We start from the raw sequence: 21,011 nt of genomic DNA, 5'->3' as shown, positions 1-21,011 counted from the left end.
CTAAAAAATTCGGTCGTTATTTTTCTCTGCTATTTCCATCACCCGCGAGATAATCTGTTCTCGATTGTCCATAAGATTAGGAATTTGGAAAAAGTCGGGAGAGAGTAACACTTTTTGAATCTCTGCCTTAAGTTTCTTGCGAGCGGGAATGCTCTCCCAAAAGCTAGTTAATTGTAACTCCTGCTCAACAACGGTAAATACCTGTTGAGTGAGAGCGACCATCTGAGAAACCATATCGTCAGTTAATGCCGCTTCTCCAAAACACTCCCGTTTGAACATCCGAAAGAAGGGCAGCTGCTTTTTCCTGTCCAGTCCGTAGGTAGGCTCATTTTTTGCTTCTCTCGCCTTCTGGCGCAGTTTTTCCAGTTCTTGGTAAATCTTGTCCCAATTGTCTTTAAACTCCTCGAAGATGGCTCTCAGTGCTTCAGAAAAGGAGGCTTGCAGTTCGGGATCGTCCACCAGATCGATCTCGATATAGTGGCGGAGAGCGTGTTCGATTGCGGCGGCCTTTGTTTTGACTCGCTGGTGTTTCTGGACATGACTCTCAAAGTCCTTATCCAAGATCGAGATCGGTTTAACTTTCTCGTCGATTCCCCTTGATTGCAGATACTGGTCGGTCAGGGCCCGCAGCTTGGGTGGGATTCCCTTCATACTCAGGCGCTCATCGCGGAAGTGCTTCCCCGCTAGTATATTCACTGCGGTGAGAGATTGGTAGTCTCTCATATAGTTCAAGGCCTCCTTGGCGGGATAGACCAAGTTAAGGCTGCGGGTCAGCTTCTTGAAGGCCAGCATGAACTCGAATCGCACATCCTCATCATAGAAGAGGTCGAAAAAGGCATCTTGATCGTTCAGGTCGGTGAGTCCATGTTGCTTCAAGAGTGCGAGGATTTTGCGGTGATCATCCTCAAGTTGACGGATCTCGTCCTCGGGAAAACTTAAGGTTTCCTCGACTTCTTGCTGCTCTCGCTCGTCGTAGTTATCAATAGCTCGCTTCAGGTGGTGGCCGATGCCTACATAGTCCACGACAAAGCCTTTATCCTTGTTCGCACCGCCGACTCGGTTGACACGGGCGATCGCCTGTAACAGGTTGTGGGCCTGGATGACCCTATCGAGATACATCACCTGCTCTACTGGGGCATCAAAGCCAGTCAGTAGCATATTATTGACGATGACAATGCCCACATCTCCAGTAATCCCCTCATCCCTTGCGTCAAAGGGCAGTTTAAAGCTTTTAATAGTAGTATCGTGGCGGGTGGAGTTGCTGTATTGCTTGAGGTGGGGTAGGTCGTTATGACTGCCGGAGATGACCACATCGGTCTTAAGTCGCTTCAGGCGATCGAGGTTAAGCTGGTGGGGATTCCCCTGCTCCAATTTGGCAATCTCCTCGGCCAGGGCAGCATCTAAATGCTCTTTGTACCGCACCGCCGCCTCCCGGGAAGTCGCCACCACCTGGGCCTTGTAGCCGTTGGGAAAAATCCACTGGAGATAGTGCTGCACCATATCCTTGGCTTTAGCGGCGATGGTGGGATGAGCTTCTAGGTAGGCATCCCGCGAACCATGGCCCAAAATCTGCAGCCGCTCTTGCAGGTTGTACTCACTGAAGACATCGGCAAAAGCCGCATCCATAGCTGTCTGATCAGACACCTCGGCGTTATGAGTGCGCCCGGTGTAAACAATTTCTAGGGTCACGCCGTCCTCGATGGACTGGCCCATGGTGTACTTGTCGATGTAGTCCCCGAAAACTTTCTCAGTTTTGTCGATGGGGGTGCCGGTGTAGCCAATACGGGAAGCGTAGGGGAGAGCTTTGTCGAGGTTTGTCCCCAGCAGGCTGTACTGAGAGCGGTGGGCCTCATCGGTCATCACCAGGATGTTGCTGCTCCGGTTTAGCTCCGGGAAGGTCTCCCGCAGTTCCCGCTCTTGGAATTTGTGGATCATGGCCATGACCAGATCCGAGGAGTCGCTGCGAAGTAGTTCCTTCAGTTTGGCGATGCTATTGGCGGGCTTAACGGTAAAGCCAACACTTTGGCCGGTCTCGGCGAGTTGCTGCTCTAGTTGGGTGCGATCGGTGATAAATACCACTTTCCACTGGGAAAGGTTGTTATGGCGGTACATGGCCCGCACCATAAACATCATGGTAAGGGACTTACCTGACCCCTGGGTATGCCAGATAATGCCGCTGCGCTCCCGGGGGGTTTTGCCCTCTAGGAGACGCTCCACGGCTTTCTTGACGGCACGAAACTGCTGATAACGCCCGACGATTTTGATGGTTTCTCCCTTGTTGTTGATGGAGAAAAGGGTGAAGTTGCGAATAATCTCTAGGAGGTTATCGGGGGCAAACATTCCCGCCACCAGTCGCTGCTGGTCATTGGGGGAGCTAATACCGTGTTCTAGTTCTTCTAGGGTGCGGGGATAGGGGTCAGCCCAACGGAAGAAGTATTTTTCGGTGTGGGTGGTAATGGTGCCAAATTTTGCCTGATTGCGGCAGGTAGCTACGACAAACTGGTTATAGAAGAAGAGGGGGACATTTCCCTCGCCCTTAGCGCCGCGCTGTTCGCTGTAGCGGAGGAGTTGCTCGATCGCCTCGGCAATGGGTTCTTTGACTTTGGGAGATTTACATTCAATGACCACCACTGGCAGCCCATTGAGAAAGAGGACAATATCGGGGATGATGTGGTTTTCTGTGCCTAGAATCCGCACCTTAAACTGGCAAACGGCGATAAAGCGGTTGTTAGTTGGGTGGTCAAAGTCGATAAACCTGACGGTGGGGCTTTTTTCGCCTGTTTTACGGTTCTCTGAGACGCTGGTATTCTCCTGAAGCAGTTTAAAGACGTGGCGGTTATTTTCCAGTAAGTTGGTGCTGGGGAAGTTGGCGGTGAGTTGTTTGATGGCCTCTTCTATTTGGTCGGTTTCTAGCCAGGGGTTGATGATTGTAAGCTGTTCTCGTAGCACTGGCAGCATCACCACCTCGGTAAAGCTTTCTCTAAAAGTATCCTGTGGTTTTTGTTTTGTCTCTAAATCCAATATTTCCCAATTTAAACCGTATAGTTGGTCAAGTAAGGGCTTTTCGACCCCGTTGCGCTCATCGAGTTTGATAGGTTGAGGTGTTTTGTTCATGACCAGATAACCTTTATTTATAGCGTTTTTCAGTCTGCTGAGGTACAAAAGTTATGGGTTTTAGGCAAAAGGCAAGAGGCAAAAGGCAAAAGGGAAGAAAAATAGGTGTACCTCACTAGCTTAGGAAACGCTATAACTATATTTATGAGGTTTTTCATCTTTGGAAACCAACGCTGCTTTGTGTACTAATACTAAATCCGTTGAGTAACGCACAGAAAACGGGTTTCTCGGAGAAACCCGTTTTCTACTCATCAAATGTCACGCTTCCTTTGAGGGGATTGATATCAGTGGTTTCGACGGGTAATATCTTCTCTGCATTATCCAACAAGATAACGCAGATCTGTTTACCTTCCCATTCAGAAGAATATTCGGCGGGAATGGTGACTATGCCGTTTTTTAGGATGGTTTTAAAATTAATTGCTTTCATTAGTTTTGGAGTCCATCAATATAGGTTTAATTTGCTTCAATAGTTGAGGAATTTCGTGCTGAATTACGTCCCAAACAATATCAAGATCAATTTGATCATATTCATGGACAATTATATCACGCATCCCTGCCAGATTTCGCCACGGTATTTCTGGATGTTGTTGGCGAAATCCCATTGAAAGTCGTTTTGTTGCTTCTCCTATAATTGTAATCTGATAGAGAATTGCTGAAATTTTCTCATCATTGGTGATTAGCTCAATTTGCTCAACACCGCTCGAAAAGCGAAGGATACGCTTGGCTGCTTGTTCGATATCGATGAGGGATTCAATATCTCTTAGCATAGATAACCTGAGCAGATTCTAGGATATTCTGACGACGCAACCAGTTGGCACTACGTTCTATAGCAGCTTTCACAATTAAGTCAATTTTGCGGTCAAATAGGTTTTGCAGTTCTTCTTTTATTTGCAATGTTTCGGTTAGTCCGCGCTGAAATTGGGGGTCAAAGGTGACTAATATATCAATGTCGCTATCAACACGGAAATCATCGCGTAATACTGAACCAAATAGGGACAGTTCTGTAATGTGCCAACGTTGGCAAAAGTTCTCAATTTGCTCAGGGGATGGTTTGATGTTTGTTATTGGTGTTTTCATGGCAAACTCTTATTTTCCCTTTTTTCATCGCTTGCTGTTGTGTATGCCTGATCAGTGCGGTTTGGTTTATCAGGATTTCGCCATGAATTGCGATGATTTCCTTTTCGTTGAGCCAGTATGGTTCTCTCATTTGGCGAGGTCAATCAGGGCGTTACAATATTTTTTGATGCCGCGCCGAGCGATCGCCATTGTCTTCGCAAAGTCTGGGTATATGTTTAAGTTTTTGTGATTTGTGGGTGTTTGCTCTGGTTGCATAGGTTTGACCGATGAATCAATTTGCTGCTGTTTTTTGGTTGAGGAGGTCCGTAACTCGAACTTTGCCAGTTAGTAGGTCTTGCATGAGTCCGGTTTTTTGGAGTTTGTTTTTCTCTAGCTCCTTTGAAAGTGTAGTTAGCAACTCATCGCAATTATAAATAATTCTAGCAATTTCTATTTGCTCATTTGGATTAGGAATACTTACTAACAATGGATGGATATCGTTTCTATTAAGTGATGGTGAGCCTGATTTTGTGCCAAATCTCTCTAATTCTAGATAAACAAATAAATAATAAATATATCTCTCATGGTTTCCAAAAAAATTTGTTACAAAAAGACTGGTATCATGCGCCCAAAAGTCAAGACCTATATAATAGACATTTCCAATAGAGCCTTTCCTGCCTACAACAACATTAGGACCAATTGAAGTTCTAAATTTATGAAAGCCTATAATTCCAGAAGATGCGATAACTGGAAAGTTACCAGGAAGAAAATCGATTTCTCTAATATCATATCCACGCTGTAAAGATGCAACTTTTCCTATTTCTTTCACCTCCCACTCAACCGGAATCCTCCCAAGCGGTGAATCCTTAAATTCATGGGTTTCTTCACTGCGAATATTGCCGTTTTCATCAATTCCTTTGGTGAGCAAGTCCTGCATTAGTCCCGTTTTGATGCGCTGCTGCTTGGCAATTAGGGCTTCGGTTTGCTCAATCGCGCGGTCTATTGTTGAGAGGATGGTGGCGATTTGGGTTTGTTCTGCTTTACTTTGTGGAATATCGATCTCAATTTTACCGAGATTACTTCTACTAATTCTCTGTCTCGTGCTTCCTCCAGCAACCTTTTGACAAATATCCAAGAATGACTGCTGATTCAAAGAGTGAGAAATAAACCACTTATCATATCTTTGTTTGTCTATGCGAAGAATACAAATATCAACAGAAGTAATTGCCTTCTCTTCTAAGGGAGGAACTATGCAAGATCTACCAATTGGATCGGCTAATCGACATATTAATATGTCTCCACTGTAAACCTCCTTACATCTAAGTTCAACAAAGGAAGATTCAGAAATATATTTCTTATTTCTGTCAATGAATTTTCCAACTCCAATATTGCCTGTTTGAATAAGGCGAATTCCTTCGTTTATTATATATGGTGCTTCAATCCAATCACCATCAATAAATGAGTGATGCACATCACTAGCTAAATATTGTATGGCTTTTTTCTCCCAACCTTCCACACTCATCCCAAATACCTCAACTTAATCAAAAAAACATTTAAAAACTCAAGAGTTCCTTATCTCACTTTGATATTCTAAAGGATCGATAGTTAGTTGAATGCTACCCGCATAAGCTGCTAGTGCTTTAAAAGACTCTGTACTATCTTCCTGTTCACTTTCCTGCAATAATGCCTCAATTTTTTGCCAATCTTGGTAATTAATAATTACCGCCACTGGCTTCAGATTTTCATCTGTGACAAATTGCTTTTTAATAGACTGCATAACCTGCTCCTAACTGACTTAGATTATTCCCTATACCCTAGTTTAACCAAAAACTCATTTAACTGTCCTAAAGTCTGCTCTCGCTGGGCCTCCATTTCCTGACTTGATACCGCATACTTATCCCAAAGATTCTCAACCTTAGCGACAAGTCCCCGCTTTTCCCCATTCAAGTAACGAGTAAGCTGCTCCGATACCCAATCATAGAGCTTTTTTAGAATCAATTTTTTCGCTTCTTCATCCCTTAACTGTCCTCCTATTTCAGTCAGTAATCCCTCAGGATAAGATAATTTAATCTCCAAGGCTTTCTTATCCTTATTAAGCGCGTTAATCTTGGCCTTTTCTTCCTTTTTACTTGCATTTAACCCCATAAGCTGATTTTGTACCTGCTCAAGTAATTCAACAGTTTCAGCCTTAAATTCCTCATCACCAACCCGTTTTAAGCGCAGCTTTAACTCAAGCTGACTCTGCTGTTCCTTAAGTGTATTCTTAAGTAACTTGATCCGATTCTCAATGTCAGTAATAACATTGTATTCTTGTTGGTAAGATTGGCGCTCTCTGGCTGCTGAATCGCCCTGGGATTGCTTCAGGTCATCTATCAACTCTTTAAGCCATTTCTTAATCGATGCGGCGCTAACAGTTTCTTCCTCTTCCGGTTCATAATTCGCCACCTCTTGCGCTGATTCCACCGCTTCGCTTAACTCCCCTTGTACTGCACTAATCTTACTTTCTAGTTCCTCAATTGCCGCCTCTTCCGCCTGAAAAAATGCCGCTAATAAATACTGATCAGGGATAAGAGTATGATGCCAGCCAGTGTTAATAATAGTCTTTAGATCATAGCGAATCTGCTGCCACCAGTTAACAAACACCCCCGCCGATTTAAACTCATCTAAAACCCCCAAAGGAATCAGCTGCTGTTTAAGGCTGCTCAGTAATTGCTGCCGCACTTGGGGCATAATATTATTTCCCTCCAACTTGGCAAAATCATCCCGCGCTTCTCGCCACCAATTTTTAAGCGTAGTATAGTGGTCGCTTATCCTTGCTTGTAAATCGGGATTAGCTTCCAGATTCTCTTTAATAGCGGCTTTCGTGGCAATTTCTGGGCAAAAACTAGCATAGCCGGGGCGTAGGGGCTTAAATAGGGTATTTGTATTGATGCCAAACTTAGCAAAAGTATCCTGTTGTGCGGCAATTTCAGCCTGCGGAATACCCCCCATCAAGTGAGCTTTTACATCCTCTGGTTCCGGGTCTGGCGTATTATCCACATAGCGGCGAATATTAAGATTAAAGTCGTGTTTTTCGACAATTTCCGACTTATCTACCAAGCGGCTATATTTGGGATATTCTCGCTTGTGGGTAAAGACATAATCGATCTTTTCAATGTCTTCGGGGCGCAATTTATTCTGGTTCTTTCCCTCAGCATATTCTCGATCGGCATTAATAAAAAGGATTTTATCGCCTAATTCCTCGGGTTTATTTTTATTCACCACCAACACACAGGCCGGGATACCCGTGCCATAAAATAACCCCGGTGGCAAACTAATAATCGCCTCAATCAGATCATCCTCAATTAAGATCTCTCGAATCAGCTTCTCTTTCCCCCCCCGAAATAGCACCCCATGGGGCATGATAGTGGCCATGTGGCCGTCGGGTTTAAGACTGGCAATCATGTGCTGGACAAACATCAGATCCGCCTTTTTCCCCTTTTCCGGGCAGAATTCGCGAAAGCGGTTGGTAAACTTGAGATTAGCCCGGCTGTAATCCTGGGAAAAGGGCGGATTAGCGAGAACTCGGTCAAACTTGCGAATCTGTCCGTTTTCTAAAATGAGCGGATCTTCGAGAGTATCCCCGTTTTCAATGGTGAAGCGGGTGATGTTGTGGAGGATCATATTCATATTACAAATTGACCAGACCGTACCGTTAGAATCCTGTCCGTAGAGTGCTAGATTCTGGGGGTTTTGCCCCTGTTCCTCCACATATTGATAGGACTGGATAAGGAAACCGCCCGACCCCACGGTAGGGTCATAGATAGTATGGCCCGCTTGGGGTTTAACCAACTGTACCAACAGCCGCACCACCTCGGCCGGCGTGTAAAATTCTCCCCCTTTCTTCCCGGCACTATCGGCAAAGTATTTGATTAGGTACTCGTAGGCTGCACCCAATAGGTCGGGAAACTCAAAATTATCGTTGACCAGCACAAATTGGGGCTGATTGAAGTGATCTAGTAAATCCTTCCATTTGTGGTCAGGTATCTTGGTTTTGCCCTTGGTGGCATTAAAATCGATGTTATTCTTCAGCACTCCCGCCAAGGCATCGTTAGCATCCTCTACCGCCGCTAATGCCTTATTGAGCATATTGCCGATGTCCTGCTTAAGGTGTTTGAGCGGCGGGACTTCCTGGCCGTTTTCGTCGCGCCAAGATTGATGCCAGCGAGCGCGAGGAGGTACGAAAAATGTTTCTCCATAGGAGGTTTCGCCTTCTAGGAGTTCGGCCAGCAGCGACGGGTCTGGGATGTGTGCATATTGTTTCTTGAGTTGCGCTTGCTTGCGCTCAAACTCGTCTGACAAGCGTTTGAGGAACAACATCCCAAAGATAAATTCTTTGAACTCGGAAGCGTCCATTTTGCCGCGAAGAATGTCCGCCGCCTTAAATAGAAAGCCTTCGAGTTGACTGAGAGTGATCTTTTCTTGTTTCATCGTTAGTTAAGTTAAATGTTCACCAGTTTAAGTAGCTGTTTATAATTAAATTGAAAATGGGTTTTAGGCTCGATCCCCCCTTGCCCCTGTAGGGTTGATTCATGAATCAACCCTACCTTGAATCAACCCTACCTTGATAAGGGGAGTGTCTGACAACTTTTAACACCTATCTACTTATCTTGCTAAAGATTGACCGCTCAGGCAATAATGGGAAGGTTTATCATGCCCATTAAAGAATGCTCAACGCTTTTATTTGGCTACCGATTATAGGGGCGATACTGATTGCCTACACGCCTCTAGAGGCGAAAAAAGTGCGAGGATTAGCTCTAACTCTTTCTGTCGTTCTCTTACTGCTTAATATCCTCCTTGGCTGGCAATTTGACCCTAGTAACCCGCAAATGCAGTTCACGGTTAACCTGCCTTGGATTAATTTCCTCGGTTTCAATTATGCCCTCGGTGTTGATGGATTGTCATTCTCATTACTTTTTCTTAACAGCATCTTGACAATAATTGCTCTTTATGCTAGTGGCACAGAGGTTAACCGACCGAAATTTTACTATTCTCTGCTCTTGTTACTCAATGCCGGAGTAGCGGGGGCCTTTCTAGCGCAGGATTTACTGCTATTCTTCCTATTTTACGAATTAGAAATCGTCCCGCTTTACTTTCTCATTGCCATTTGGGGGGGTCAAAGACGCGGTTATGCGGGCATGAAATTTTTATTATACACGGCAATTTCTGGCTTTTTAGTGCTAATCTCTTTCCTTGGCTTAGTTTGGCTAACCGGTGCTAATAATTTCGCCTATAACCCCCTTTTATCGAACAATTTAGACGTTAAAACCCAATTACTGCTCCTTATTCCCCTTCTGATTGGATTAGCCATCAAAATCCCGATTTTTCCCTTTCATACTTGGCTACCGGATGCCCACGTCGAAGCATCTACCCCCGTTTCTGTGCTTTTAGCGGGAATATTACTCAAATTAGGAACCTATGGACTGCTGCGCTTTGGAGTCGGTTTATTTCTTGACGCTTGGGTGACTATCGCCCCTTGGTTAGCAACGATAGCAGCTATCAGCGCCCTCTACGGGGCCAGTTGCGCTATTGCCCAGAAGGATATGAAAAAAGTAGTCGCCTATTCTTCCATTTCCCACATGGCCTATATTTTACTAGCGGCGGCGGCCACCACCAGATTAAGCATCACCGCGGCGATTTTGCAGATGATTAGTCACGGTTTAATTTCCGCTTTGTTATTTTTGTTGGTGGGAGTAGTGTATAAAAAAACCGGCAGCCGGGATGTGGATTATCTACGCGGTTTATTAAATCCAGAAAGAGGTTTACCAATCACGGGAATGTTAATGATTTTAGCGGCTATGGCCAGCGCCGGCATCCCCGGAATGGTGGGATTTATCGCCGAATTTTTGGTCTTTCGTGGCAGTTTCCCGATTTTTCCGATACAAACGCTCTTATGTTTGGTTGCTAGTGGTTTAACCGCAGTATATTTTCTCCTGATGATTAATCGGGTTTTCTTTGGTCGTTTAACCCCTGAATTATCGCGCATTCCCCGCAGTACCTGGCCCGAAAGATTTCCCGAAATTGCTTTGGCTTTATTTATTATTGTTTTGGGATTACAACCGAGTTGGATGATTCACTGGACTGAAAACCAAGCATCAGTGTTATTAACCGGCACGGCAATCAGTCAAAGGCAATCATAGAAACCTTTTCCGGAATTTTTTAAACCTAGACCGAAACTAACTTGTGGATAGGAGCCGAAACGTCAAAAATTTTTGGCTTTGCGGAGGGAATTAACCGTTAAAACCACCTGTTCCCCCACCAGTTCAATTTCTTCTAAAGTATTAAAACGACTCAACCCGAAGCGCAGGGAGGCATAAGCGAGAGATTCGGGGCGACCCAAGGCAGTTAAAACGTGAGAGGGGGCGGTATGGCTAGAAGAACAGGCAGAACCGGAGGAAAGAGCCACTATTGGCTGTAATCCTAACAATAACGCCGCACCGTCCACCCCTTCAATACTAATATTCAAATTTCCGGCTAATCTTTGGCTAGGATGACCATTGAGATAAATTCTGTCTAATTGACTGATAATCTCCCATAAACGGGCTTTTAACTGATTTAAGTGGCTGTTATCTTCTTCGATCGCTTTGATGCCCAATTCTACCGCCTTGGCAAAACCGACAATTTGCGGTGTAAATATTGTACCCGATCGCAGTCCTTTTTCCTGGCCTCCCCCTTGAATTTGAGCGGCGAGACGAACTCTGGGGTTCCGGCGCCGGACGTACAGCGCACCGATTCCCTTTGGTCCGTGGACTTTGTGGGCAGTTAAGGACATCAGATCTATATTCATTTCCTCCACATCTAGGGGAATTTTGCCGATTGCTTGGGCCGCATCCGTATGAAAAAGCACCTGATACTGGCGACAAATCGCCCCAATTGCCGCTAAAGGTTGAATCACCCCAATCTCGTTATTAGCCGCCATAATTGACAGCAAAATCGTGTCAGGACGCAAAGATTTTTCTAGTAATTCCAAGTCAATTAGACCATCAGCACCGACGGGTAAAATTGTCACCTCAAAACCCAATTTTTCCAGATAATGACAGGGATCTAAAACGGCGCGATGTTCTGTCACCACCGTAACTATGTGCCGTCCCTTGGCGAAATAAGCTTCGGCAACCCCTTTGATAGCCAGGTTATTGGCCTCCGTTGCTCCACTGGTAAAAATAATTTCTTCGGGGCTACTATTAATAGCAGCGGCGATTGTTTCTCTTGCCTGTTTAACCGCGGCCTCGGCTGTCCAACCATAGACATGATTAATACTACTGGCATTACCAAAGTGTTCGGTAAAATAGGGTAACATCGCCGCCAGAACTTGCGGATCTAGGGGTGTCGTGGCGTGGCAATCTAGATAAATCGGCTTTTGAGACATATTTTTGGCGTGTGGGGGAGCAGGAAGGTCTTGTCTATGATGGAATTGATTAGTTGGGTAGATGGGATAAATGGGACTTTTGCAGAAGGCAAGTTCTCCGACCCTGTAATTAATTATAGGATTGGCCACTAGAAACGGTCTTAAGATTATAGATAAAGATGATTTGCAAGAACTTAAAGAAACCATCAAGGAAGAAATGAGTGAATGGCTGGAAACCCTAAGGCAATAAGATGACCCATTGACTGAAGATATGTCGGATATTTGGTGATTTTAACCGAGGAGCAATCCCCGACCCTCTAGCTGAGAAGCTATAATATTATGGTCGGGACACAAGAAGAGCGAAACAATGACAACATTAGAATTAGAAAGCTGCCAGTCGATTCTTAAAGCTGGTCAAACGACCACAGAAATAGCTTTACAATTGTTTGACGCTCTCGAACCCGTGAGTTTAGACTTTATGCTCGGTCTTTGGCAAGGTTCTGGACTTGAGACAAATCACCCAATGGATGGTTTATTAGAGGCATCTAATTGGTATGGTAAAGAATTTGTTGATACTGAGAATGTCCACCCCCTGTTATTTTTAGATGGTCAGGGAAAAATTTTTAAGGTGGCACCCAATCCCACGGCCATGAACTGGATTTTGAAGCTGCCGATACTGAAAAATAATTCTCTGAAACCTTTACTGATGCTGACCAACTCCTTGCTAAAAACGCAGACAAGTCAGGCTAGACTGCGAATGATGGAATATCGGGACAAAGTCAGCGCCACGATGATTTATGATTATTTGCCGATTAATGACTCTTTTCGGAAAGTAGATGATAATACGGTGCTGGGAATTATGGATTTTAAAAACTTTCCCCAGCCTTTCTTTTTTGTTCTCAAGCGATGTCAAAAACATTTTAATTCTTGAGGTTGGATTTGAAATTGTTCGCGCTCGTCCAGTTGCCAAGCTTGTAAATCGATCGCCCGCCCTGAAACTACGGAGACAATTAAATAAGTATATCCTGACCAGGCTAATTGGCGATCGATTTCCGAGGGAATGGCGGCATGATCTGGATGAGAATGATAGATACCAATAATTTCTAGCTGGTTTTCCCGCGCCGATTTTTGAGCTTGTAAAAGCACTTCTGGGGCAATACTAAAGCGGTTTCTTTTATTGCCTGACCAGTTATTTTCTGTTGCTTGTATGCTGATAACTTCGGCTGCTGTCTCGGTAATTTTTCCTAGGAGTAACCCACAACATTCTTCGGGATAGGTGGATTCTGCGTGGGTGAAAATAGACTGGTAAATTTGGTCTGTAATCAGGATCATAGGCTGGAGTAAGCGGGGATCAAATGCTATGGACAACAGGGTAAGCGCATCTCAATTTTGGCCCACCATTTTTTTGCTTCTAGCCGGTTATTTTGTCACCCGCCAACTGAGTTTAAGATTAACCCAAAAGTTCCAAACCGTGACGATAGCGATGGCGATGAAGTTAGCTAGATAGCGATTGATTCCTAAACCATTAAAGAGCAGGTTGAGCAGCAAGACGTTTAAAATTAAACCGGCTAAACAGATCAAATTGAACTTGAAAAATCTTTTCCAGCGTTTATTCCAACCCCGTTGACGAGCGGATAAATCGCCAAAAGTCCAGCGATCATTCCAGATAAAATTATTAATAATTGCTAATTCGGCGGCGATGATTTTACTGCGGGTTAATCCCCAACCCAAAGCGGCGGGATCACTGAGAAGATAGAGAAAGGCCATATCGACAAAAACCCCGGTTAATCCCACTAAACCGAAGCGAATAAATCTATCTAAAGGTAGATTGACAATTGCATCTAAAAACCTTAATGGCTTTTGAGAGCGCAAACGCAGCAGATGGAAGATATATTCTAGCCATTGTTTCCAAGTTACCTTACTTTCCCCCTCTAGGCGCTCTTGGAAGACATAACCCACTTCTCCGATGGTTTCGATGCGGCCTTTGCCGATGACTTCTAGTAAAATTTTGTAACCGGTGGGATTGAGAATCAGACCGGCGATCGCTTGACGGCGGACCATAAAGTAACCGCTCATGGGATCGGAGACGCGACCGACCACCTCTGGCAGTAGAATTAAACCAAGGATTTGAGCGCCGCGGGAGAGAAATCGTCGCAGCAGACTCCACTCGCTCACTCCTCCTCCTTCGACGTGACGACTAGCAAGAGCTAAATCCGCTCCTTTTTCGATAGTTTCGAGGAGATTATAGAGAATTTCGGGGGGATGTTGCAAATCTCCATCGATTACTCCTAGTATCTCACCCCTTGACCCTTGCCAACCCCGCACCACTGCCGACGCTAATCCTTTTTCTCCCTGACGACGCATCACCCGTAGTTGCGGGTAATCTGGGGTTAATTTGCTGGCTAATTCCCAAGTGCGATCGGGACTGTCATCATCGACGATAATTAGTTCATACTGACCTGGAATTTTTCGATCGAGTAATTGACTGAGATTCTCGACTAGGGGAATAACGTTATCTCGCTCGTTATAGGTGGGAATAACTAGAGATAATTTGAGTAACTGGGGTTCATCCCTGAGAATATAACTATTATTGCTAATAATTCCTTCAATTTGCTCTAAAAAAGGGATTTGCAAAGAGCCGACGGGGGTGGTTAAAAAGGGATAGGGTGGACAGTTGGTCACTCGCTTACACTCACAGACTAAAACAGGTTTAGAGACGCACAATTTACCGGCAAAGTTGTTGAAACCAGAATTTTGAGCTAACTACTGGCGATGCGGAATCCTAATACACTATAGCGATTATCGGGGCTAAATTGGCCCCGACTGGCGGAGCGACATTCCCTCAATTCTGTCCCCCAACCACCTCCGCGCAGGACGCGATAACGATTGCCGGTGCTATTAGGATCGGCCGGCCATACTTGGTCATCGTTGGGAGCATTTTTATAGTTGCGATGCCAAGGATCGGCACACCATTCGTATAAACTGCCATGTAAATCGTATAATCCGAAGGCATTTGGGGGAAAACTGCCTACAGGGGTGGTTTTAGCTCGAAATTCGCTCTCTCTTTCCACTGCGTAGGGAAATTTAATGGCATAGTAGTTAGCGAATTCACTGGTAAGGGTGGCACCAAAGTAGAAGGGTGTGGTAGTGCCGGCACGACAAGCATATTCCCATTGTGCCTCGCTTGGGAGTCGATAGTTTCTGCCGGTGGCCTTGGCAAGTCGATCGCAAAACTCGATCGCATCATACCAAGAGATGCTATCGACGGGTAAGTTATCCCCTTGGAAGTGGGAGGGATTGGGGTTTAAATCGCGGTTAATTTTGGGCAGATTAGCGACAATTTGCCATTGTTTTTGGGTTATCGGGTATTTACTCAGGTAAAAACTGTTCAGCTTGACTAAGCGCTGGGGTTTATCACTACCGGTAAAGTCTCCTTTTTCTCCGTCCGGTGTCCCCATGATAAAAGTGCCAGCAGGGATAGCAATCATCTCTAATCCCGCAAGGGTTTCGCTGTAGTATTCGGCGCTGCGGGAATTGCGCTCGATCACGAAACCGCTAGGATCGAGAGTAACGGTTTCAAAGGAAAAGCTTTGTCGGGGGGGAAAAGAGGAATTGGGGGTGGGTTGCGGGGGGATGATTGCTGTAGCAGTGGAGGGGGAAAAAATATTTTTTCTATCTAGAATCGCTGCCAGTCCGACTCCTGCACCGATCAGACTGATCCACTGGCAAAATTTACGTCTGTTTACTTTAATCATCCCGATTTTTCTGTCATTATCACCCCATCTATTATACCATGAAATTCTGACTATTATTTGGTCACTGCCCCTTGTCCTTAATAATCGATGCCCAGCTTTTTGACTGTCCATAAACATTGGTTGATTGGAGCAATTATCACCTTTTTAGGTGCTTTTTTGCGAATCTATAATTATGATTCTTTGCCTCCAGATAATTGGACTTCTGATGAATATGCTTTTGCTTGGAGTGGCATGAGTTTATTACAAACGGGTATCCCCACCAGTTGGTCATGGTTGAGTCCCACGGATAATTTTCCTACGGTGGTTTGGGAAGCGAAAAATCTCCGTTATCGTTTGGTGACTCCCTGGTTTGATCATCCTCCTTTATTTGGTTTATTGGTGGGTTTATTTGCTCTTTTAGGAGGAGCAAAAACTTTTTTTGATTGCAGTTTAACTATTATTAGAGTCCCTTCTTTACTCTTAGGTATTGCTTCGATAGTTTTAGTATATTTACTTGCTCTCAAGTTGAGTAATTTATCGATCGCTATAATCGCTAGTTTAATTTATGCCACCAATCCCAATACAGTTTTCCTCTCTCGGTTAGCTATTAGTGAAAATTTAATGATTGTTTTCTGCTTATTTATCATCTTACTGTATTGGCAATACTATCAAACTAAGCAGAAAAAATATCTCTACATTGCCGCTTGTTTAGCTGGTTTAGCCTGTTTAGTCAAGGTAACAGCTATTTATTTAGTAGTATTATTAATTGTCCTCTTGATTTACGAAAAGCAAGGACGAGAAGCCATTTATGTGACTGCGATCGGTGCTTTCTTTTTCTCTCTCTATTTTCTCTACGGTGCTATCTACGACTACGATTTTTTTCGTAAGATATTTCAAGAGCAATCCCTGCGTTTTGAGGACTTTAACTTTGTCAAATATCTAACCACTCCTACGGTATTTTTCGAGGATGGTTGGTTAATTTTTAGCTGGTTAACCCTCTTACCCTTTCTCAGAAAAAATCCCGCTAGTCCCCAAGTTAGATTACTCGCTTTACCGGTAATCCTCTACACCTTAATTTTAGTTGCCACGGGAGCGCAAAGTCACTTCTTTACTTGGTATATGATTCCTTTTTATCCGTTTATGTTTATTATTCTAGCCATCTTTCTCGATGATTTTCGCCAGGAAACGGACGGATTAACTGCCTCAATTATTTTTATCTTTCTGGGAGTTTGGTCGATTCATCTCAACTTGACAGCATGGATATTAGCTTCTCCCTACGGTCGCTATTATTTTATGATCGGTACGGCAGCAATTCTGGGAGTATTCTATCTCAAGGATATCTTTGGTCTCTTTAAAAAATTCTGGATCGATCGCTTTACTTTCCTGTTATTCTTGGCCCTGCTGGCAGCTAATATCAATGTGGTATTAACCTATAAATTTTCTGGTTAAAACTTGGCGAGAAGGAACCCCGAAAAGGGATAAATTGGCCTGGGAATCGAGAGTAAACTTAACTAGGATCACTGACTCAGGAATAACTTATTCTTGGCCAGTTCCAGCCAATGTTAAATTTATTAATAGACTCTTTAACCGATTGTCCCCTAACCTTTGCACTGAAATGATAAATGTCGATCGATTTTCGCAATCTTAATACACTTTGGGGTTCCATTTTAGTCGAAACATTGGCCCGTTTGGGATTGAAGATAGGGGTGGTTTCTCCCGGATCGCGATCAACTCCTTTAACGGTAGCCTTGGCAAGACATCCCCAGATTGAAGCTATTCCCATCCTAGACGAGCGCTCGGCCGCTTTTTTCGCCCTGGGATTAGCCAAACAATTATATCAACCGGTGGTTTTAGTCTGCACTTCTGGGACCGCCACGGCTAATTTTTATCCCGCAGTCATTGAAGCAAAAGAAAGTCATGTCCCCTTATTAATTCTAACCGCCGATCGCCCCCCAGAATTGCGTCATGCTCACGCCGGTCAGACTATCGATCAAGTCAAACTCTACGGTAATTATCCCAACTGGCAAGCGGAAATTAGCTGTCCTAGTGCCAATATCGAGCGTTTACGCTATCTCCGTCAAACTATCATCCACGCGTGGTGGCGCTGTCTTGATCCTGTCCCCGGAGTGGTGCATCTGAACTTACCATTTCGCGATCCCCTCGCACCAACTCCCGATCTAGAAATTAACAATTTAGAGGCTAATTTTGACCAAGAAGCTTTTTTTAGCCATATATCTCGGCAAAATATCGCCATTAACCACTCAATTCTCGAAATTCCTTCTTTACCCCCCCAAGGAATTATCATCGCGGGATTAGCTTCCCCGCAAAACCCTGAAAGTTACTGTCAGGCGATCGCTAATTTAGCCCGATCGCAACAATATCCCGTCTTAGCAGAAGCTTTATCTCCTCTACGAAACTATGCAGGGTTAAATCCCCATCTCATCACCACCTATGATTTATTATTGCGGAATCCTGCTATTAAAACCCAATTAACCCCCGATGTTGTCCTGCAAATTGGGGAACTACCCACCAGCAAAGAATTACGGACCTGGTTAGAAGAAATCGACTGTCCGCGTTGGATTATCGATCCCCATCCCGATAATTACGATCCTCTACAGGGAAAAACCAGACATCTCAGGGGAAATATCGAGCAATTAGGGCATCTATTCCCAGAAAAACCCGATAATAACCGAGAATATGGGCAATTATGGCAAAAATTCGACCAGCAAGCCAGATTAACCATCGATCGCCTTTTGGCAGCAGAAACTAAACTGATTGAAGGGAAAATTCCTTGGCTGCTCTCCCAATACCTCCCCCCCCGCACCCCGATCTTTATCTCTAATAGTATGCCTGTTCGCTATGCCGAATTTTTTAACCCGCCTAGCGATCGCCAAATTCGTCCCTATTTTAATCGCGGGGCCAATGGCATCGACGGCAACCTCTCCACTGCGATAGGAATAGCTTATAAAAATGTCCCCAGTCTGCTATTAACGGGAGATTTAGCCCTATTACACGACACAAATGGTTTTTTAATCAAAAAATATTTTGTTGGCTCCTTGACCATAATTTTAATCAATAACAAGGGGGGAGGCATTTTCCAGATGTTGCCGATCGCCAAATTTGACCCCCCCTTTGAAGAATTTTTTGCCACTCCCCAAAATATCGACTTTTGCCAACTCTGTCGCACCTACGGTATCGATTACCATTTAATCAGCGATTGGACTGATTTTGAGCAAAAAATCGCAGTTTTGCCGGAATCAGGCCTAAGATTACTAGAAATATCCTGCGATCGAGCTTTTAATACTCAATGGTTCCTCAGTAATTATGTGTAGGGTGTGGGGTTTTGTGGAACGAACCACAAAGACACAAAGGACACAAAGATTGATCGCTCCTATATAAGTTAAACTGGTCGCAACGCGCTCGCTACGCGAGATCACACAAAGAAGAAGAGAGTCCTAAATTTTCCCCCCGACCACTGCAATGGTCGGCATTTTTCGATTTCCCAAAAGTCTAAAAGTCTTATCCAACAAGGTTTTTAGACTTATTTAGCGGGCCATAGTTAATTCCCTTTTTCGAGAAAGTCAATACAATGGGTGGAAAGCGAGTTAAAAGGGTTCGATGAATCGACAAAGACGGCAAAAATCAAGACAATTTTCTCTCCCTAGATATTCTATCTTTCCCCCGGAACAATGGCGATGGGGAGTGACTTCTCTGGTGATTAGTTTAGTCTTGTCCCTACTGATTTTAAAACTGAATACCTCTAGTCTCTCCACTGCCACCATAAATATTTTTAATCCCTCCACTGTGGGGGAGAATTTAGCCGGTAAGAGCCTAGATGAGTTAGAAAAGCAGAAAATCGCCGAATTTTTGCAAATTGCCCCGCCAGAAACCGAATTAACCATCGATCGCACTCCCTTGTTTATTCTCCACGATACAGCTTGGAGTATGACTGCGGGTAACATCGAAGAGCAGAAAAAATATGCTCGCGGTCCGATGAAATTGGGTCCGAATGTTTACATCCCCCGCAAACCGCATTCCAGGGATAGAGATATTTTAGACTCGATCGCCCGGCCTTTTTTTGAGCGTCACCGTCCCACGGCCACTTTTTATGAACAAGCGGCCGAAATGCTGCCCGCAGACACCAGGGATCAATTAGTGCGTCAACTGTGGCAACTTACCCCAGAAACTATCCGCGTCAAGGGTTTTGCACTTGCTTTAGCGGGTGTTCCTTTGAGTACGCGATCGGCCCCTGAGTTAGAAAAAAGAGCGAGAATTTGGTTAAATACGCCTTCAGAAGCAGTCTTTAGGCGTTTAGTCAAAGAATATCCCACAAATTACTTTGATGGGGCAAAAACCACCGCATTATGGGCAACAGAAGCGATTTGTCAGCAGCTATCTCACCCTAATTGCGATCGCTTGCGACCAATTTTTGCCGAAAGAAATCGTCGGGTTATCTCCAGTGTTAACATTGAACTGGTACAAGCGCCCGGATCCCACTGTTTGACCAAAGGACGCTTGCAACCCCTCCCCGGTTACAGCGATTTTCAATACCAACAAACGGCGAAATATTATCTCCTCGCAGCCTTACAAACGGGACAATTACCGCAAATTGTCAGCCATTTTGCCGTGGATAGTTTTCTGATTAATCAAGGAAAATACCCCCATTGTGACCCCCGGGGTTTTGATCTACAACGTCTCTACAATCTCATCAGTCAAGCTTTGGATTATGACCCCGGCACTGTTTATGGCATCGTCCCTCGTTACGGCACAAATATTATAGCCGGTGATAATATTTGGTGGCATAATCAAGTTTTTGACGCAGCCAATTTACCCACAACTTTAAATTAGACCTTATCATTTATAAATATCCACTTCTCCCAAAGCTTCTAGATAGGTGATCGCCGCTTCTAAAGGAGAATCGTAGCTATAGGAAAACTCCTCAAACCAGCGTCCTTCCTCCGATTTGGCATCCAATTTATCTAACCATTGCTTCGCCTTTCTAGTTAAAGCTTCTCGCTTACGCTGCTGTTTTAATGCCGCTGCTTTTTCTTTTTCCGCTGCCTCCTGTTGTTGCCTTTCTTGGTTTTCTAAGGCTAAAGCTTTTAAAAGCGCATCGGTAGCAGAATCGCCAGCATAATTAACCTTAAATTCGTCTGGGTAACGATCTTTTTCTTGGTGAGAAGAAGGGGACGGCATCGGTTTTTCCTGATCCCGTTTCTGGTATTCTGCCTTCATTTGTGCCAGTAAATCTTCTATTTCTCCCATAATGATCAAATTAGAAAGTAAAAAGTTAAAAAGATAATTGCTCTGATTGCCTCTGCCTTAATAACTAAGTAGCTGGTTATAATTAAATTGAAGATGGATCCCCCCTTAATCCCCCCTTGATAAGGGGGGTGTCTGACAGTTTTTAACACCTAACTACTTAATAATGGGTTTCCTTATTTTTCCAAACGCACTAGATACCATTGTAAATAACCCTCCTCACCCAGGTCCAACTCGCAGTAATTATCGCGCAGATAGAGAGCTTTTTCCTCAAAACTAGAGAATTTCGCCAATTGTCGGGGACAAATCTCCGGTTTTGCGCTGATTAAATCTTTTAACTTATCCCGCAACTGGTCGGGAGTCTGGAATTGTTCAGGTTGATCGGCCTCAAGGACAAGAAAATAGTCCCCTTGATACATAATAGAATCGGGCATCGCTGTTTGATAGTCTCAGTAGGAAAA

19 protein-coding genes and 1 pseudogene are annotated in these 21,011 nt (G+C 44.3%); 6 read left to right on the top strand and 14 right to left on the bottom strand.

Features of this window, described 5'->3' with window-relative positions:
* From myaer_RS02085 to myaer_RS02050, 8 genes are all read right to left on the bottom strand, one after another.
* Positions 1–3,114 carry a type I restriction endonuclease subunit R gene (locus myaer_RS02085; RefSeq protein ID WP_046660767.1) on the bottom strand — a complete coding sequence of 1,038 codons (3,114 nt, stop codon included), beginning with the start codon at positions 3,112–3,114 and terminating at the stop codon, positions 1–3.
* A gap of 244 nt (positions 3,115–3,358) precedes the next feature.
* Positions 3,359–3,541, bottom strand: coding sequence for a hypothetical protein (locus myaer_RS02080; RefSeq protein ID WP_046660766.1), 183 nt, complete (start codon positions 3,539–3,541; stop codon positions 3,359–3,361).
* A complete protein-coding gene (locus myaer_RS02075) occupies positions 3,528–3,881 on the bottom strand; it encodes a DUF86 domain-containing protein (protein ID WP_046660765.1) in 354 nt (117 codons plus the stop codon). The genes myaer_RS02080 and myaer_RS02075 overlap by 14 nt, the downstream gene beginning before the upstream one ends.
* On the bottom strand, positions 3,865–4,191 hold the full coding sequence (locus myaer_RS02070; protein ID WP_046660764.1) for a nucleotidyltransferase family protein: 327 nt from the start codon (positions 4,189–4,191) through the stop codon (positions 3,865–3,867). The genes myaer_RS02075 and myaer_RS02070 overlap by 17 nt, the downstream gene beginning before the upstream one ends.
* 126 nt (positions 4,192–4,317) lie before the next feature.
* Complete coding sequence (locus myaer_RS22240) at positions 4,318–4,446, bottom strand: hypothetical protein (protein WP_268807302.1); 129 nt, start codon at positions 4,444–4,446, stop codon at positions 4,318–4,320.
* Positions 4,447–4,462: 16 nt separating this feature from the next.
* Positions 4,463–5,692 (bottom strand): restriction endonuclease subunit S, encoded by a 1,230-nt coding sequence (locus myaer_RS02060; RefSeq protein WP_052734152.1) that lies wholly within the window; start codon positions 5,690–5,692, stop codon positions 4,463–4,465.
* A 39-nt stretch (positions 5,693–5,731) separates the two neighbouring features.
* Positions 5,732–5,947 carry a hypothetical protein gene (locus myaer_RS02055; protein WP_046660763.1) on the bottom strand — a complete coding sequence of 72 codons (216 nt, stop codon included), beginning with the start codon at positions 5,945–5,947 and terminating at the stop codon, positions 5,732–5,734.
* Between the two features lie 23 nt (positions 5,948–5,970).
* The gene (locus myaer_RS02050; RefSeq protein ID WP_046660762.1) at positions 5,971–8,640 is read right to left on the bottom strand and encodes a type I restriction-modification system subunit M; all 2,670 of its coding nucleotides are present in this window, start codon (positions 8,638–8,640) and stop codon (positions 5,971–5,973) included.
* 236 nt (positions 8,641–8,876) lie between these two features.
* Between myaer_RS02050 and myaer_RS02045 the strand changes: the two genes are divergently transcribed.
* On the top strand, positions 8,877–10,349 hold the full coding sequence (locus tag myaer_RS02045; RefSeq protein WP_046660761.1) for an NADH-quinone oxidoreductase subunit M: 1,473 nt from the start codon (positions 8,877–8,879) through the stop codon (positions 10,347–10,349).
* Between the two features lie 62 nt (positions 10,350–10,411).
* Here the strand turns inward: myaer_RS02045 and myaer_RS02040 are convergent, their stop codons facing one another.
* Positions 10,412–11,575 carry a cysteine desulfurase family protein gene (locus myaer_RS02040; protein WP_046660760.1) on the bottom strand — a complete coding sequence of 388 codons (1,164 nt, stop codon included), beginning with the start codon at positions 11,573–11,575 and terminating at the stop codon, positions 10,412–10,414.
* 145 nt (positions 11,576–11,720) lie between these two features.
* Between myaer_RS02040 and myaer_RS22415 the strand changes: the two are divergent.
* Both myaer_RS22415 and myaer_RS02030 read left to right on the top strand, forming a co-directional pair.
* A pseudogene (locus myaer_RS22415) lies at positions 11,721–11,804 on the top strand (recombinase); the annotation flags it as partial.
* Positions 11,805–11,921: 117 nt separating this feature from the next.
* Positions 11,922–12,485 (top strand): DUF4334 domain-containing protein, encoded by a 564-nt coding sequence (locus myaer_RS02030; RefSeq protein WP_046660759.1) that lies wholly within the window; start codon positions 11,922–11,924, stop codon positions 12,483–12,485.
* Here myaer_RS02030 and myaer_RS02025 read toward each other — a convergent pair.
* From myaer_RS02025 to myaer_RS02015, 3 genes are all read right to left on the bottom strand, one after another.
* On the bottom strand, positions 12,464–12,886 hold the full coding sequence (locus myaer_RS02025; protein ID WP_002799991.1) for a Mov34/MPN/PAD-1 family protein: 423 nt from the start codon (positions 12,884–12,886) through the stop codon (positions 12,464–12,466). The two genes, myaer_RS02030 and myaer_RS02025, sit on opposite strands and share 22 nt — an antisense overlap.
* An 87-nt stretch (positions 12,887–12,973) precedes the next feature.
* Positions 12,974–14,236, bottom strand: a complete 1,263-nt coding sequence (locus tag myaer_RS02020) for a glycosyltransferase (protein WP_046660758.1) — start codon at positions 14,234–14,236, stop codon at positions 12,974–12,976.
* A 77-nt stretch (positions 14,237–14,313) separates the two neighbouring features.
* The gene (locus myaer_RS02015) at positions 14,314–15,309 is read right to left on the bottom strand and encodes a formylglycine-generating enzyme family protein (protein ID WP_046660757.1); all 996 of its coding nucleotides are present in this window, start codon (positions 15,307–15,309) and stop codon (positions 14,314–14,316) included.
* Positions 15,310–15,396: 87 nt separating this feature from the next.
* Here myaer_RS02015 and myaer_RS02010 point away from each other — a divergent pair, with 87 nt between their 5' ends.
* The 3 genes from myaer_RS02010 (at position 15,397) to myaer_RS02000 (ending at position 20,136) form a co-directional block, all read left to right on the top strand.
* Complete coding sequence (locus myaer_RS02010) at positions 15,397–16,737, top strand: ArnT family glycosyltransferase (protein WP_046660756.1); 1,341 nt, start codon at positions 15,397–15,399, stop codon at positions 16,735–16,737.
* 173 nt (positions 16,738–16,910) lie between these two features.
* Positions 16,911–18,620 carry a 2-succinyl-5-enolpyruvyl-6-hydroxy-3-cyclohexene-1-carboxylic-acid synthase gene (gene menD / locus myaer_RS02005; RefSeq protein WP_046660755.1) on the top strand — a complete coding sequence of 570 codons (1,710 nt, stop codon included), beginning with the start codon at positions 16,911–16,913 and terminating at the stop codon, positions 18,618–18,620.
* Between the two features lie 286 nt (positions 18,621–18,906).
* Positions 18,907–20,136, top strand: coding sequence for a hypothetical protein (locus myaer_RS02000; protein WP_046660754.1), 1,230 nt, complete (start codon positions 18,907–18,909; stop codon positions 20,134–20,136).
* Between the two features lie 6 nt (positions 20,137–20,142).
* Here the strand turns inward: myaer_RS02000 and myaer_RS01995 are convergent, their stop codons facing one another.
* Complete coding sequence (locus tag myaer_RS01995; RefSeq protein WP_046663575.1) at positions 20,143–20,553, bottom strand: salt stress protein, Slr1339 family; 411 nt, start codon at positions 20,551–20,553, stop codon at positions 20,143–20,145.
* 173 nt (positions 20,554–20,726) lie between these two features.
* Positions 20,727–20,984, bottom strand: a complete 258-nt coding sequence (locus myaer_RS01990) for a chlororespiratory reduction protein 7 (protein WP_046660753.1) — start codon at positions 20,982–20,984, stop codon at positions 20,727–20,729.
* Positions 20,985–21,011 lie beyond the last annotated feature (27 nt).

The organism is Microcystis aeruginosa NIES-2549, assembly GCF_000981785.2.
Lineage (GTDB): Bacteria > Cyanobacteriota > Cyanobacteriia > Cyanobacteriales > Microcystaceae > Microcystis > Microcystis aeruginosa_C.
This window is presented reverse-complemented; position numbering and strand designations above follow the sequence as displayed.

What these genes read in the sequence shown, in the direction of transcription:
- myaer_RS02085 (WP_046660767.1), bottom strand. Translation starts at nt 3,114, where the DNA reads ATGAACAAAACACCTCAACCTATCAAACTCGATGAGCGCAACGGGGTC.
- myaer_RS02080 (WP_046660766.1), bottom strand. Translation starts at nt 3,541, where the DNA reads ATGAAAGCAATTAATTTTAAAACCATCCTAAAAAACGGCATAGTCACC.
- myaer_RS02075 (WP_046660765.1), bottom strand. Translation starts at nt 3,881, where the DNA reads ATGCTAAGAGATATTGAATCCCTCATCGATATCGAACAAGCAGCCAAG.
- myaer_RS02070 (WP_046660764.1), bottom strand. Translation starts at nt 4,191, where the DNA reads ATGAAAACACCAATAACAAACATCAAACCATCCCCTGAGCAAATTGAG.
- myaer_RS22240 (WP_268807302.1), bottom strand. Translation starts at nt 4,446, where the DNA reads ATGCAACCAGAGCAAACACCCACAAATCACAAAAACTTAAACATATAC.
- myaer_RS02060 (WP_052734152.1), bottom strand. Translation starts at nt 5,692, where the DNA reads ATGAGTGTGGAAGGTTGGGAGAAAAAAGCCATACAATATTTAGCTAGT.
- myaer_RS02055 (WP_046660763.1), bottom strand. Translation starts at nt 5,947, where the DNA reads ATGCAGTCTATTAAAAAGCAATTTGTCACAGATGAAAATCTGAAGCCA.
- myaer_RS02050 (WP_046660762.1), bottom strand. Translation starts at nt 8,640, where the DNA reads ATGAAACAAGAAAAGATCACTCTCAGTCAACTCGAAGGCTTTCTATTT.
- myaer_RS02045 (WP_046660761.1), top strand. Translation starts at nt 8,877, where the DNA reads ATGCTCAACGCTTTTATTTGGCTACCGATTATAGGGGCGATACTGATT.
- myaer_RS02040 (WP_046660760.1), bottom strand. Translation starts at nt 11,575, where the DNA reads ATGTCTCAAAAGCCGATTTATCTAGATTGCCACGCCACGACACCCCTA.
- myaer_RS02030 (WP_046660759.1), top strand. Translation starts at nt 11,922, where the DNA reads ATGACAACATTAGAATTAGAAAGCTGCCAGTCGATTCTTAAAGCTGGT.
- myaer_RS02025 (WP_002799991.1), bottom strand. Translation starts at nt 12,886, where the DNA reads ATGATCCTGATTACAGACCAAATTTACCAGTCTATTTTCACCCACGCA.
- myaer_RS02015 (WP_046660757.1), bottom strand. Translation starts at nt 15,309, where the DNA reads ATGATTAAAGTAAACAGACGTAAATTTTGCCAGTGGATCAGTCTGATC.
- myaer_RS02010 (WP_046660756.1), top strand. Translation starts at nt 15,397, where the DNA reads ATGCCCAGCTTTTTGACTGTCCATAAACATTGGTTGATTGGAGCAATT.
- menD (WP_046660755.1), top strand. Translation starts at nt 16,911, where the DNA reads ATGTCGATCGATTTTCGCAATCTTAATACACTTTGGGGTTCCATTTTA.
- myaer_RS02000 (WP_046660754.1), top strand. Translation starts at nt 18,907, where the DNA reads ATGAATCGACAAAGACGGCAAAAATCAAGACAATTTTCTCTCCCTAGA.
- myaer_RS01995 (WP_046663575.1), bottom strand. Translation starts at nt 20,553, where the DNA reads ATGGGAGAAATAGAAGATTTACTGGCACAAATGAAGGCAGAATACCAG.
- myaer_RS01990 (WP_046660753.1), bottom strand. Translation starts at nt 20,984, where the DNA reads ATGCCCGATTCTATTATGTATCAAGGGGACTATTTTCTTGTCCTTGAG.